The sequence below is a fragment of the Pseudomonas sp. PDM26 genome, from assembly GCF_019219185.1.
Taxonomy (GTDB): Bacteria; Pseudomonadota; Gammaproteobacteria; order Pseudomonadales; family Pseudomonadaceae; genus Aquipseudomonas.
The window spans coordinates 178,682-192,687 of sequence record NZ_JAHUWC010000013.1 but is presented as its reverse complement, the minus strand read 5'-3'; the positions used below and the strand labels follow the sequence as shown (position 1 = coordinate 192,687).

Sequence of the window (14,006 nt, the reverse complement as noted above, 5' to 3'; positions counted from 1 at the left end):
CGTCGTGCCTCTTCTCTCTGGGCGCCCGCAGGCGCATCAAAAAACAACAAGCCACGCAGAATGCGTGGCTTGATTGTACGAATTATGGCCGGTCGTAACCGGCCGAAGGCCGCGCAGTATACCTCAATGAAGCAGATAAACAGCCCCTGTGGCGACCATCTGTCATGCGGCGCAAAGTACCGGTTTTATTGACTCGAAGGTCAATGAAAACACCGCGCATTTCATCGTAGGAGCTGGCTTGCCAGCGAAAGCTGGCATACCTGACAAACCGGGTTGTCTGGTTCGCCAGCAAGCCGGCTCCTACAGTCCAGTCGGAGTTTGTGCGGCCCCACCCTCGAGTTTGCGCCACAACAATCGCACGTTGGCCTTGCGCACCAGCGCACAGCGGTACAGACGAATCTCCAGCGGCACATGCCACTGCGGGCCGCCGCAGACCACCAGTTCACCGCGCGCCAGTTCGGCCCGCACACTCAGTTGCGGCACCCAGGCGATGCCCAGGCCCTCCAGGGCCATGCTTTTCAGGCTGTCGGCCATGGCGGTTTCGTAGATCGTGGTGAAGCGCAGCGCTCGTTGACGCAGCAGCAAGTTCACCGAACGCCCGAGAAAGGCCCCGGCGCTGTACGCCAGCAACGGCACGCTGCTTTCGCCTTCCAGATCGAACAGCGGTTTGCCATTGGCGTCGGCGGCACACACCGGCAGCATCTCGGTGTGGCCAAGGTGCAGCGAGGGGAAGATTTCCGGGTCCATCTGCATCGCGGCGTCCGGGTCGTAGAACGCCAGCATCAGATCGCAACCGCCTTCGCGCAACGCATGCACGGCATCACCGACGTTGGTTGCCACCAGCCGCGTGGCGATGTTCAAGCCTTCGTTGCGCAACTGCGCGATCCAGCGCGGAAAGAAACCAAGCGCCAGGGAATGCGCCGCCGCGACCTGCATCACTTCGCCCTGCCCGCCTTCCAGGTGGTGCAGATGGCGCAGCACTTCGCCCAGTTGCTCGACCACGGTGCGTGCGGTAACCAGAAACAATTGCCCTGCTGCCGTCAGTTCCACCGGCGTTCGGGAACGGTTGACCAGAGTCAGACCGAGCGCGGCCTCAAGGCTACGGATTCGCCGACTGAATGCCGGTTGCGTCACGAAACGCCGCTCGGCTGCCTGGGAGAAACTGCGGGTGGCGGCCAGGGCACTAAAGTCCTCCAGCCATTTGCTTTCCAGATTCATCACGCCCTCCCGGAGATGCACCAATTTAGGTCATACGCCTGCCGTCAACACGGCGTCACACGGGCATTATGCCGAATGTGCATAGGCTAGTGTTTAACAGCATTGGCCCAAAATTCTGCACAAGCCTAGCATTCACAGCGTTCCGGCACAGACCGGGTCCATATTGAGATGATTTCTATCATGTCCTCCGCTGCATCATTCCGCACAGAAAATGACCTGCTTGGCGCTCTCGAAGTACCCGCTCAAGCGTATTACGGTATCCAGACCCTGCGAGCGGTGAATAACTTCCGCCTCTCGGGCGTTCCGATTTCGCACTACCCGAAACTGGTTGTCGGCCTGGCCATGGTCAAACAGGCCGCTGCTGACGCCAACCGTGAACTGGGTCACCTGAGCGAAGCCAAGCACGCTGCCATCAGCGAAGCCTGTGCACGTTTGATTCGCGGCGACTTCCACGAAGAGTTCGTGGTGGACATGATTCAAGGCGGCGCTGGCACTTCGACCAACATGAATGCCAACGAAGTCATCGCCAACATCGCACTGGAGGCCATGGGTCACCAGAAAGGCGAATACCAGTACCTGCACCCGAACGATGACGTAAACATGGCGCAGTCGACCAACGACGCGTACCCGACGGCGATCCGCCTGGGTCTGTTGCTCGGTCACGATGCTCTGCTCGCCAGCCTCGACAGCCTGATTCAGGCGTTCGCGGCCAAGGGTGAAGAATTCAACCACGTCCTGAAAATGGGTCGTACCCAACTGCAAGACGCCGTGCCGATGACCCTGGGTCAGGAATTCCGTGCGTTCGCCACCACTATGGGCGAAGACCTGGCCCGTCTGAAGACGCTGGCTCCGGAACTGCTGACTGAAGTGAACCTGGGCGGCACCGCGATCGGTACCGGCATCAACGCCGACCCGCGTTATCAGGCTCTGGCTGTTCAGCGTCTGGCAGTGATCAGCGGTCAACCGCTGGTACCGGCCGCCGACCTGATCGAAGCCACTTCCGACATGGGCGCCTTCGTGCTGTTCTCCGGCATGCTCAAGCGTACCGCGGTCAAGCTGTCGAAGATTTGCAACGACCTGCGCCTGCTGTCCAGCGGCCCACGTACCGGCATCAACGAGATCAACCTGCCGGCACGTCAGCCAGGCAGTTCGATCATGCCAGGCAAGGTCAACCCGGTTATTCCGGAAGCGGTCAACCAGGTGGCGTTCCAGATCATCGGTAACGACCTGGCCCTGACCATCGCGGCCGAAGGCGGCCAGCTGCAACTGAACGTGATGGAGCCGTTGATCGCCTTCAAGATCTTCGACTCGATCCGCCTGTTGCAACGCGCCATGGACATGCTGCGCGAGCACTGCATCGTTGGCATCACCGCCAACGAAGCACGCTGCCGTGAACTGGTCGAGCACTCGATCGGCCTGGTCACCGCGCTGAACCCGTACATCGGCTACAAAAATGCCACCCGCATCGCCGGCCTCGCCCTTGAAAGCGGCCGCGGCGTGCTGGAACTGGTGCGTGAAGAAGGTCTGCTCGACGAAGCCATGCTCGCCGACATCCTGCGCCCGGAAAACATGATTGCTCCGCGTCTGGTGCCTCTGAAGGCATAACCCGACGCGTTATTTGTAGCACCGCTCACCAGGTCGAGGGACTAGACACCTCTCACCTTTTGAGGGCCTGGAGATCAATCTCCAGGCCCTTTTTTTTAACTGTTTTGTAGGAGCGAGCTTGCTCGCGAAAGATATTTAACGATAACGCGTGAACCTGATGACCAGCGGCGCCCTTGAGTTTTTCGCGAGCGAGCTCGCTCCTACAGGAGCCCGGCGCCTTAAAGTCAGGTGTTTCAAAGGCTTCGTTTCACCACACGTACCACAACCGTGCAGACGGACGGCACCGTCATCGGTATAGTGCCGCCCCTCTTCGTGTGAGCGGTCGTCGGTAGCGAGGCCTCAACCCATGCGAAACCCGAACTAATAACAAACCCGCGATATGAAACCGGGACGAACGTTGACCCGCCTGTTGTGCCGTGCGCCAGCGGGTGTAACTCGATGTGTTTACCCGGCCAGCATTTGCCTACACAAAAAACAGCGAGGAATAATCCATGCTCGAAGTCATTAACGACTTCCTCTCAGGGAAAGTACTGATCGTGCTCATTGTCGGGCTCGGTAGCTACTTCACGATCCGCTCGCGTTTCGTTCAACTGCGTCATTTCTTCCACATGTTCGCGGTGTTCCGCGACAGCCTCAAAAGCAGCGCCGGGCAACTCAGTTCGTTCCAGGCCCTGATGCTCAGCCTTGCCGGCCGCGTCGGTGCGGGCAACATCGCCGGCGTCGGCATTGCCGTGACCCTCGGTGGCCCCGGTGCCGTGTTCTGGATGTGGGTGACCGCGCTGGTCGGCATGTCCAGTAGCTTCTTCGAATGTTCCCTCGGCCAGCTCTACAAGCGCTGCGATTCCGAAGGCCAGTTCCGTGGCGGTCCGTCCTATTACATCCAGCACGGTCTGCAAAAACGCTGGTTGGGCATGTTGATGGCGTTCCTGTTACTGGTGACGTTCGGCTTCGCCTTCAACGGCCTGCAAGCCCACGCTGTGACGCACTCTTTGAACAATGCGTTCGGCCTCGACACCACTTACACCGGCATCGGTCTGGCCGTGTTGCTGGGCCTGGTGTTCATCGGCGGGATCAAGCGCATCGCCAAGGTCGCCGACCTGTTGGTGCCGGTGAAAACCCTGGTGTACATCGGCGTGACCCTCTACGTGATCGTGCTGCAGTTCGACCATGTGCCGGGCATGCTGATGACCATCGTCAAGAGCGCCTTCGGTCTGGACCAGGCCTTCGGTGGCCTGATCGGCAGCGCCATTGTCATGGGCGTGAAGCGTGGCGTGTTCGCCAACGAGGCCGGCCTGGGCAGTGCGCCGAACGTGGCGGCAGTTGCGGCGGTCGAGCACCCGGTGGCACAAGGCGTGGTCCAGGCGTTCAGCGTGTTCCTCGACACCTTCGTGATCTGTACCTGCACCGCACTGCTGATCCTGCTTTCCGGATTCTACACCCCGGGCTTCGAAGGCGACGGCATTGCCCTGACCCAGAACTCGCTGGCCGCCGTGGTCGGTGACTGGGGCCGGATGTTCATCTCCGTGGCCCTGGCGTTGTTCGTGTTCACCTCGATCCTCTACAACTACTACCTGGGCGAGAGCAACCTGCGCTTTTTGATCGGTGAAAACCGCAAGGCACTGATCGGCTATCGCGCGCTGGTACTGGTGCTGATTTTCTGGGGCGCCATCGAAAACCTCGGCACCGTATTTGCCTTCGCCGACATCACCATGACCATGCTCGCGTTCGTCAACCTGATCGCGCTGTTCCTGCTGTTCAAGGTCGGCATGCGCATCCTGCGTGACTACGATGACCAGCGCGCCGCTGGCATCAAGACCCCGGTGTTCGACTCTGCCAAGTTCCCGGACCTGGATCTGGACCTCCAGGCGTGGCCGGCCAATCCGCCAGCCGCTGTCGGCAAGACTGAAGTTGAGTCGCAAGGTGTGCCTGCAGCGCAACGCTGATCGGTAAAAAGCGGGCGCATCCCTTGCGTCCGTCAGCTAGAGTGCGCAAATCCATTGTGGGAGCGGGCTTGCTCCCACAATGGCAGTCATTGTTTCGGAGAACTTCCATGAATTCCTCGACCTACCCTGCCGCCCAGCACGTCATGGTGCTCTACACCGGTGGCACCATCGGCATGCAGGCCAGCGCCCATGGCCTGGCCCCGGCGTCCGGTTTCGAAGCGCGGATGCGTGAGTATCTGCACAGCCAGCCTGAGCTGGTGGTGCCGCAATGGCGCTTTCGCGAAATGTCGCCGCTGATCGACAGCGCCAACATGACCCCGGCGTATTGGCAACAACTGCGCGAAGCGGTGGTCGACGCGGTGGATGTTCAGGGCTGCGACAGCGTGCTGATCCTGCACGGCACCGACACCCTGGCCTACAGCGCCGCCGCCATGAGCTTCCAGTTGCTCGGCCTGCATGCCCGCGTGTGCTTCACCGGCTCCATGCTGCCGGCCGGCGTCACCGACAGCGACGCCTGGGAAAACCTCGGCGGTGCGCTGGTTGCACTGGGCCAGGGCATCGCGCCGGGCGTACATCTGTACTTCCATGGCGAACTGCTGGACCCGACCCGCTGCGCGAAAGTCCGCAGTTTTGGCCGGCATCCGTTCAAACGACTGGAGCGTCAGGGCGGTGGCGTAAAGGCGCCTTCTTTACCAGCACAGCTGAATTACAACCAACCCAAACAATTGGCGAACGTCGCGGTGCTGCCGCTGTTCCCCGGCATCAGCGCCGAGGTGCTGGATGGTTTGCTCGACAGTGGCATTCAAGGCCTGGTGCTGGAGTGCTACGGCAGCGGCACCGGCCCGAGCGACAACCCCGAGTTTCTCGCCAGCCTTGGCCGCGCGCGGGACAACGGCGTGGTCGTGGTCGCGGTGACGCAGTGCCATGAAGGTGGGGTTGTACTGGACGTCTATGAAGCCGGCAGTCGCTTGCGCGGTGTGGGCGTGTTGTCCGGTGGCGGCATGACCCGTGAAGCGGCGTTCGGCAAGTTGCACGGGTTGCTCGGTGCGGGGCTTGATCCGCAAGAAGTCCGTCAACTTGTAGAGCTCGACCTCTGCGGCGAACTGAGCTGACACCACACCACCCTTGTAGGAGCGAGCTTGCTCGCGATGACGGTGGATCAGTCACATCAATGTGAATGGTAGACCGCTATCGCGAGCAGGCTCGCTCCCACAGGGGACATCACCCGGCATACAACTTGCTGCGCTCCAGCTATCCCAAGGCTGGAAGTCCTCATGCTCCACTCCCACCTCACCACACTCAACGCGGTCTCCCTGGTACTCGATGCCTTCAAGGCACAAGGCTTGTCCAGCGAAGCGCTGCTGGCCGGCAGCGGCATCAGTGCGGCGGATCTGAACCGTGCCGACACGTGCATCACCACCAATCAGGAAATGCAGGTCTGTGCCAACGCCGTTGCCCTCAAACGTGACATCGGCCTGGAACTGGGCCGGCGGATGCACGTTTCCTGCTACGGCATGCTCGGTTACGCCCTGCTCACCTGTGCCACCTTCGGTGACGCTTTGCGTCTGGCGATGCGCTATCCGGCGCTGCTGGGAACACTTTTCGAGTTGAGCCTTGAAGACGATGGCGAGCGCATCTGGTTCGCCGCCGCCGATTACCGCGAGAGCCCGGCCATGGCGGTGTTCAACGCCGAGTTCTGCCTGGTGTCGCTGAAAGTCACCTGCGACGACCTGCTCGGCCATCCCCTGCCCTTGCTCGGCGCCCGCTTTGAACACGCCGCCCCCGACTACGAAGCGACCTACGCCGAACACTTCAATTGCCCGGTGCACTTCGGCGCCCGCAACAATGCCTTTGCCTTCGACAAGCGCTGGCTCGACCAGCCACTGCCGCTGGCCGATATCATCACCCACCAGGCCATGGCCGAACGCTGCCGAAAACAGAACATCGAGTTCACCGGACGCCAGGCCTGGCTGGGACGCATCCGCCAATTGCTCAGCGCGCAATTGAATGCGGCGCCGGGGTTGGAGGGGCTGGCCGAGCAAATGAACTGTTCGGCGCGGACCTTGCGCCGGCATCTCAAGGACATGGGTTGCAGCTATCAGGAACTGCTCGACGAACTGCGCTTCGAGCAGGCCAAGCAAATGCTGTGCGAGGATCAGTTGCCGATCTATCAGATCGCCGAGGCCCTGGGCTTCAGCGAAACCGCGAGTTTTCGGCATGCGTTTGTGCGCTGGAGCGGTGTGGCGCCGAGTCAGTTCCGGCCACAACACAGGCCTTTGTAGGAGCTGGCTTGCCAGCGAAGAGGCCAGCACATCCGACGCATCTCTATCGGCTGAAATACCGCCTTCGCTGGCAAGCCAGCTCCTACAGGTCCATGCTCCGCGCCATTCAGGGGCGAATTTCGGTCAAATGTTTTGGCCACATTGATCCCCTTTTGGCCTTTCCTGCCATTCTCCAAAACCGTCTGCACCGCAAGACTGTGTTCAACCGAACCAGCCTGCGGAGAACAAGAAATGCTGACGATCTACTCGGATGATCACCACCTGCACCACGGCCGTTGTGAATTGATCGATGGCCAACTCAAGCCCTGCTTCGAAATGCCTTCCCGTGCCGACCACGTGCTGCAACGGGTGAAAAACCAGAACCTGGGCCCCGTCCAGGCACCGAAGGATTTCGGCCTGGAGCCCATCGCGCGCATCCACAGCCACGACTATCTTGATTTCTTCAAGGGCGCCTGGGCACGCTGGACCGAATTCAACACTGACGGTGACCTGCTGCCCTACACCTGGCCGGCCCGCACGTTACGCCAGGTCAAACCGACCAGCCTGCACGGCCAGCTCGGCTATTACAGCTTCGACGGCGGCGCCCCGATCACCGCCGGCACCTGGCAAGCGGCGTACAGCGCAGCGCAAGTCGCGCTCACCGCCCAAGCGGAAATCCAGTGCGGCGCCCGTTCTGCTTTCGCCCTGTGCCGTCCACCTGGACACCACGCCGCCGGCGACTTGATGGGTGGTTATTGCTACCTCAACAACGCCGCCATCGCCACTCAGGCCTTCCTCGATCAGGGCCACAAGAAGGTCGCGATCCTCGACGTCGATTACCACCATGGCAACGGCACCCAGTCGATTTTCTACAAGCGCAGCGACGTGCTGTTCACATCGATTCACGGTCATCCGGAAGCCGAATTTCCGTTCTTCCTCGGTTATGACGATGAACTGGGCGAAGGCGCCGGTGAAGGTTTCAACTTCAACTACCCGTTGCCCGCCGGTTCAGGCTGGGACACCTGGAGCGCTGCGCTGGAACAGGCCTGCAAGGAGATCGAAAGCTACGGCGCCGACATCGTCGTCGTGTCCCTGGGCGTCGATACCTTCAAGGACGATCCGATCTCGCAATTCAAGCTCGACAGCCCGGATTACCTGGCCATGGGCAAGCGCATCGCCAACCTCGGCGTACCGACGCTGTTCGTGATGGAAGGTGGTTATGCCGTCGAAGAAATCGGCATCAATGCCGTGAACGTTCTCGAAGGTTTTGAAAGCGCTTGTTGAGGAAGTAGAGGAATGAAAAGTCTTAAGCGTTTTATCGTGCCGACGCTGTGCGCCTCGGTACTCAGCGTTGCCGCCCACGCCGAAGAGCGAACATTGCGCGTCTACAACTGGTTCGACTACATCACGCCCAAGGCCCTGGAAGATTTCAAGACGCAGAACACCCAGACCAAACTGGTCTACGACATCTTCGACACCAACGAAGCGCTGGAGGCCAAGCTGCTGACCGGCAACTCCGGCTATGACGTGGTGGTGCCGTCCAACGTGTTCCTCGCCAAGCAGATCGAAGCCGGGGTGTTCCAGCCGCTGGACCGCAGCAAGTTGCCGAACTGGAACCACCTCGATCCCAAGCTGATGAAGCTGATCGAGGCCAACGACCCAGGCAACAAGTTCGCCGTGCCGTACATGTACGGCACCATCCTGATCGGCTTCAACCCGGACAAGATCAAGGCCGTGCTTGGCGATAATGCGCCGGTGGACAGCTGGGATCTGATCTTCAAGGAAGAGAACATCAGCAAGCTCAAGCAGTGCGGTGTCGCCCTGCTCGACTCGCCGTCTGAAATCCTGCCGCTGGCCCTGCAACACCTCGGTCTGGACCCCAACAGCAAGAAGCCTGCAGACTATGACAAGGCTGAAGCGCTGCTGATGAAGATCCGCCCGTACATCACCTACTTCCACTCGTCCAAGTACATGGCCGATATCGCCAATGGTGACATCTGCGTTGCGGTCGGATACTCCGGCAGCTTCTCGCAAGCTGCCAACCGCGCCAAAGAAGCCAGGAACGGGGTGGTCGTCGACATGCGTTTGCCGAAGGAAGGCGCGCCGATCTGGTTCGACATGCTGGCGATTCCGAAGGGTGCGAAAAACCCCGACGACGCTTACACCTTCGTCAACTACCTGCTGCAACCCCAGGTGATCGCGCCGGTCAGTGACTTCGTCGGCTACCCGAACCCGAACAAGGACGCCACGGAAATGGTCGACCCGGCGATCCGCAACAACCCGAACCTGTACCCGACCGACACGGCGATGAGCACGCTCTACACCCTGCAACCGCTGCCCCGCGATGCCGAACGTGCGCGGACCCGGGCCTGGACCAAGATCAAGTCCGGCACCTGATACCCGCTTCGCTCCCGCCGTCACCAGGACCTGCGCTCGCGCAGGTCCTGGTGACGGCGGCACATCAGCGACCCGACGCGCTCGTTTCAAAGACAACGCCAGACCGTGCGCAACCGCTCCAACGCGGCTTCGATAGCCTTTTCCGGCACTGCTGCAAACCCCAGAACCAACCCGGCACGCTGATCCATCGGGATCGTGGACTCGGGCAGCCAATAGCCACTCAAGCCATTGATCTCGACATCGACGCTACGTGCCAATTCAATCAACGCCTGTTCTCGCTCAATGCTGTCGACCGGCACTGTCATGTGCAACCCGGCGGCGACCGTGGGCAACTGGCCGACACCGGGAATGCCCCCCGGCCAGCCGCTGAGCAACGCATTACGCCGGCTCAGCGCCGCACGCCGCATGCGGCGGATATGCCGCTGGAAATGCCCGGCAGCCATGAACTCGGCCATTACGGCCTGGGTACTGACCTCGGAATGCCGTACGTCCACCGCCCGACGCTGGGCAAATGCCTGCACCAGCCCCGTCGGCAATACCAGGTAACCCAGGCGCAACGCCGGAAACGCCACTTTGCCGAACGTGCCGACGTAGAGCACCCGGCCATGCCGATCCAGTGCCGCCAAAGGTGCTAACGGCGCACCGCTGTAGCGGTACTCGCCGTCGTAGTCATCCTCGACGATCCAGCCCTGCGTGCGTTCGGCCCAGGCCAGCAACTCCAGACGGCGAGCCAGGCTCATCACCACCCCGGTGGGGTACTGATGGGACGGGGTGACGTAGGTCAGACGGCAATCGCCCAGCTGTGCCAGTTCACCGCAGTCGATACCCTCACTATCCACCGCCACCCCATGCAGCCGGGCACCTGCAACGGCGAACGCATGACCGGCCGCCCGATATCCCGGATTTTCAATCGCCACCCCGTCACCGGGCTCCACCAGCAGCTGTGCACAAAGGCTGATTCCCTGCTGTGCGCCACTGGTGATCACAATTTGTTCAGCCGTGCACTGCATGCCCCGCGAGCTACGTAGATACGCCGCGATCATCCCCCGCAAGCGCGCATCGCCTGCCGGGTCGCCGTAGCACAGTTGCTGCAAATCCGGTTTGCGCCAGAAAGCCGCATTCAGCTTGGCCCAGACCTCGAACGGAAACAGATCGAACGCCGGGACACCGACCCGAAAAGCCCTGGGCGGACCACTGGGCGGCATGGGTAAATGGTTCTTTTCAACGCGGGACAAGGCGTCCCTGTGGGTAACTTTGCTGGATGAATCCACAGGTAAATCAAGCCAATTTGTGGATAAACCTGTGGGTAAGCCTGTTGAAAACCCTGTGGATACTTTTGTGGATAGTTTTTTTGCCGGCAAGGTTGCCTGGGGTAATTGCGCGACGTAAGTCCCGTCGCCTACCCGCCCCTCGATAAACCCTTCAGCGTAAAGCTGATCGTAGGCGCGCACGACGCTGTTGCGGGAAATCGCCAGCGCGGCAGCCAGATCCCGACTGGCCGGCAGACGCGTGCCGCTGGCCAGTCGCCCGTCGAGCACCCGCATCCGCAATGCCTGATAGAGCTGCCGACTCAGCCCCTGGCGACGATCAAGCTCGATACCCGCCGGGTTGAAGGTCAAGGACAGTGGTTCGCTAGTCATCACAATGGACCTATGAAATTGGTCATTAATGGCTCTTACAACAGACCAATAGCCTGCCTAGGATGCAGACATTCGCCAAGGAAAATATCTCCATGTACACGCCACGTGCTTTTGCCATCGACGAGTTGTCCCAACTGCATGAACTGATCCTCGCCACCCGTCTCGCCATATTGGTGACCCACGGTGAAAGCGGCCTGCAAGCCAGCCATGTACCGGTGCTGCTGCATTGCGAACAAGGCTCGAACGGCACGTTGTACGGGCATCTGGCCAAAGCCAATCCACAATGGAAAGACCTGCGCGACGGCGCCGAAGCCCTGCTGATTTTTGCCGGTGCCGACGCCTACGTCAGCCCTGGTTTCTACCCGAGCAAGGCCGAACACGGCAAAGTCGTGCCAACCTGGAACTACGTCGCCGTACACGCCTATGGCCGAGCTGAAACCTTCAGCGATGGCGGACGGCTGCTCGACATCGTCAGCACCCTCACCGACCGCCATGAAGCTGGCCGCGCCCAACCGTGGTCAGTGGCCGATGCCCCAGCCGATTACATTGACGGCATGCTCAAGGCCATCGTCGGTTTCGCCATTCCCATCGACCGTCTGGAAGGCAAGCGCAAGCTCAGCCAGAACCGCAGCCCCGCCGACATCGCCGGCGTGCGCGAAGGCCTGGCCGCGAGCCCCGACGTCAACGACCAAACCCTCGCCCGATTGATGCGCTAAGGAAATCACCATGAGTCAAATCGACATTCGCCAGGTCACCGCCGGTGATTACGCGGCCTGGTTGCCGCTGTGGCAAGCCTACTTGCGCTTCTACAACACCGAATTGCCGGAGGCCGTTACCCAAAGCACCTGGCTGCGCATGCTCGACCCGAGCGAACCGACTCATGCCGCCCTCGCCTGGGCTGATGGCAAAGCGGTGGGCATGGTGCATTTCATCTACCATCGTTCGAACTGGGCCATCGAAAACGCCTGCTACCTGCAAGACTTGCTGGTGGCCCCGGAAACCCGTGGCACCGGCGTCGGCCGGCAACTGATCGAATTCGTCTACACCACGGCCAAGGCCGACGGCTGCAACAAGGTCCACTGGCTGACCCACGAAACCAACGCCACCGCGATCCAGCTCTACGAGCGCATCGCCGAACGCCCCGGTTTCATCCAGTTTCGCAAAGCCATCTAGGAGAACAGCATGTCGATTTCACTCGCCGACTGGAAAGGCGTCCCGGCACCCACCGCTCAACTGATCGAAGGCCGTTACATCCGCCTGGAAAAACTCGACCCGGCGCGTCACGCCGATGGTTTGTGGAAGGCCCTGCAAGGCCCGGGTGCCGACCCGAAACTCTGGGATTATTTGCCTTATGGGCCTTTCCCGGAGCGCAGCGTTTTCAACGATTGGCTGAACAATCATGCGGCCAATAGCGACCCGTATTTCTTCAGCGTGATCGACCGTGCTAGCGGCGATGTGCAGGGCATCCTCAGTTTGATGTCGATTGTCCCTTCACAAGGGCGGATCGAGATCGGCCATGTCACGTTCGGCGCGCCGATGCAGCGCTCGCCGAAAAGCACCGAGGCGATTTATTTGCTGGCCAAGGAATCCTTTGCGCTGGGTTATCGCCGTCTGGAGTGGAAGTGCAACAACGGCAATGCCCGCTCCAAATACGCGGCCGAGCGGCTGGGGTTCAGTTTTGAGGGCGTGTTTCGTCAGCATATGGTGGTGAAGGGGCAGAACCGGGATACGGCGTGGTATTCGATTCTGGACTCGGAATGGCCAGCGATCGGGGCGGGGTTTGAGCGGTGGCTATCCGATGAGAACCAGACGGATTCGGGGCAGGTGAAAACGTTGGCGGAGTGCCGCACCTGATTCGGTAGCGCCTGGACGGACGCTATCGTCGGAACGCCGCCCGGAGCAAGCTTTGCTCCTACGGGATATGGGCCGGACACACGATCTGTGGACGCCACCAAACCTGTAGGAGCATGGCTTGCCCCGCGATGCTTTTAGGCGAGTTTCTGGGCAAGCACCGCAATATGCTCCGGCCCGATCCCGCAGCAACCGCCCAAATGACTGGCGCCGCGTTCTTTCCAATCCGCCGCCCACTGCAAGTAACCCGGCGGATCAAGGTCTTCTCGCAACGGGTCCAGACCGTCATTGGCCGTGGCCTCTTTCGGTTGCGGCGGGAAGGCATTGGCATAAGCGCCGATGTGAATCTTCACCCCTAAACGCTCGAAGGTTTCCCGCGCGGCATCAATCGCAGCACCGATTACTTCCGGCTGGCTGCAGTTGAACAGCAACGTTTCGACGCCCAACTCAGCCGCCACGGCGGCGGCTTCAGCCACCGGCTCGCCCGAACGCAAGCGCGGCACTTCGTCCGTGTCCTCATCCTTCAGGGTAAACGACAGCCAGAACGGCTTGCCGTCCGTTGGCAGACCGGCGTGGATCGCTCGCGCCTCAACGATCGAACTCTGGGTTTCTGCCAGCCACAGATCGACATGAGGTGCCAGCCCCTTCACCAGCGGCGCCAACAATTCAGTCGCCCGACCAGCATCAAAAAGGTCCGGGCGATAGGACCCAAACAGCGGCGGCAATGAGCCGGCCACACGCACCGCTTTGCCCGAAGCCTCTACCGCGCGCCGAGCCAGCTCACCGGCCAACGCCGCGAGCGCCTGCCCTTCTGCTGCAAAACGCTCTTCGCCAATGTGAAACGGCACCACCGCGTAACTGTTGCTGGTGATCACGTTCGCACCGCTTTCGATATAAGCCGAGTGCACCGCCTCTACCGCTTGCGGCGCTTCGCTCAAGGCCAGCGCCGACCACTCAGGCTGCCGGAACGGCGCGCCTCGGCGCTGTAACTCACGACCCATGCCGCCATCCAGAATCACTGTGCTTGCTGCGCCCATATGCTTTTCACTCATAAGCTTATGAAAATAACTCACTATCGGAGTCGTTCTTAT

General features: G+C 60.9%; 12 protein-coding genes. 9 read left to right on the top strand and 3 right to left on the bottom strand.

What is annotated here, in order from left to right:
* Nucleotides 1-300 precede the first annotated feature (300 nt).
* Nucleotides 301-1,218: a LysR substrate-binding domain-containing protein gene (locus tag KW849_RS24015; protein WP_218431549.1), complete on the bottom strand. Its 918-nt coding sequence runs from the start codon at nucleotides 1,216-1,218 to the stop codon at nucleotides 301-303.
* A gap of 180 nt (nucleotides 1,219-1,398) precedes the next feature.
* Here KW849_RS24015 and KW849_RS24010 point away from each other — a divergent pair, with 180 nt between their 5' ends.
* The 6 genes from KW849_RS24010 to KW849_RS23985 all read left to right on the top strand — a co-directional run bounded on the left by KW849_RS24010 (nucleotide 1,399) and on the right by KW849_RS23985 (nucleotide 9,424).
* Complete coding sequence (locus tag KW849_RS24010) at nucleotides 1,399-2,823, top strand: aspartate ammonia-lyase (RefSeq protein ID WP_218431548.1); 1,425 nt, start codon at nucleotides 1,399-1,401, stop codon at nucleotides 2,821-2,823.
* A gap of 491 nt (nucleotides 2,824-3,314) precedes the next feature.
* Nucleotides 3,315-4,766, top strand: coding sequence for a sodium:alanine symporter family protein (locus KW849_RS24005; protein WP_218431547.1), 1,452 nt, complete (start codon nucleotides 3,315-3,317; stop codon nucleotides 4,764-4,766).
* A gap of 107 nt (nucleotides 4,767-4,873) precedes the next feature.
* Nucleotides 4,874-5,878 carry an asparaginase gene (locus KW849_RS24000; protein ID WP_218431546.1) on the top strand — a complete coding sequence of 335 codons (1,005 nt, stop codon included), beginning with the start codon at nucleotides 4,874-4,876 and terminating at the stop codon, nucleotides 5,876-5,878.
* Between the two features lie 162 nt (nucleotides 5,879-6,040).
* Nucleotides 6,041-7,048 (top strand): AraC family transcriptional regulator, encoded by a 1,008-nt coding sequence (locus KW849_RS23995; protein ID WP_218431545.1) that lies wholly within the window; start codon nucleotides 6,041-6,043, stop codon nucleotides 7,046-7,048.
* Nucleotides 7,049-7,279: 231 nt separating this feature from the next.
* Nucleotides 7,280-8,311, top strand: coding sequence for a histone deacetylase family protein (locus KW849_RS23990; RefSeq protein WP_218431544.1), 1,032 nt, complete (start codon nucleotides 7,280-7,282; stop codon nucleotides 8,309-8,311).
* Nucleotides 8,312-8,323: 12 nt separating this feature from the next.
* The gene (locus KW849_RS23985; protein ID WP_218431543.1) at nucleotides 8,324-9,424 is read left to right on the top strand and encodes a polyamine ABC transporter substrate-binding protein; all 1,101 of its coding nucleotides are present in this window, start codon (nucleotides 8,324-8,326) and stop codon (nucleotides 9,422-9,424) included.
* An 86-nt stretch (nucleotides 9,425-9,510) separates the two neighbouring features.
* Here KW849_RS23985 and KW849_RS23980 read toward each other — a convergent pair whose 3' ends face one another.
* A complete protein-coding gene (locus tag KW849_RS23980) occupies nucleotides 9,511-11,064 on the bottom strand; it encodes a PLP-dependent aminotransferase family protein (protein WP_218431542.1) in 1,554 nt (517 codons plus the stop codon).
* A gap of 92 nt (nucleotides 11,065-11,156) precedes the next feature.
* On the opposite strand from KW849_RS23980, the gene KW849_RS23975 reads away from it, so the two are divergent.
* The 3 genes from KW849_RS23975 to KW849_RS23965 are packed head-to-tail and all read left to right on the top strand — an operon-like array spanning nucleotide 11,157 to nucleotide 12,918.
* A complete protein-coding gene (locus KW849_RS23975; protein WP_218431541.1) occupies nucleotides 11,157-11,780 on the top strand; it encodes an FMN-binding negative transcriptional regulator in 624 nt (207 codons plus the stop codon).
* 10 nt (nucleotides 11,781-11,790) lie between these two features.
* Nucleotides 11,791-12,237, top strand: a complete 447-nt coding sequence (locus tag KW849_RS23970) for a GNAT family N-acetyltransferase (protein WP_218431540.1) — start codon at nucleotides 11,791-11,793, stop codon at nucleotides 12,235-12,237.
* Nucleotides 12,238-12,246: 9 nt separating this feature from the next.
* Nucleotides 12,247-12,918, top strand: a complete 672-nt coding sequence (locus tag KW849_RS23965) for a GNAT family N-acetyltransferase (RefSeq protein ID WP_218431539.1) — start codon at nucleotides 12,247-12,249, stop codon at nucleotides 12,916-12,918.
* A 134-nt stretch (nucleotides 12,919-13,052) separates the two neighbouring features.
* Here the strand turns inward: KW849_RS23965 and KW849_RS23960 are convergent, their stop codons facing one another.
* On the bottom strand, nucleotides 13,053-13,952 hold the full coding sequence (locus KW849_RS23960) for a homocysteine S-methyltransferase family protein (protein ID WP_108218845.1): 900 nt from the start codon (nucleotides 13,950-13,952) through the stop codon (nucleotides 13,053-13,055).
* Between the last annotated feature and the right edge of the window lie 54 nt (nucleotides 13,953-14,006).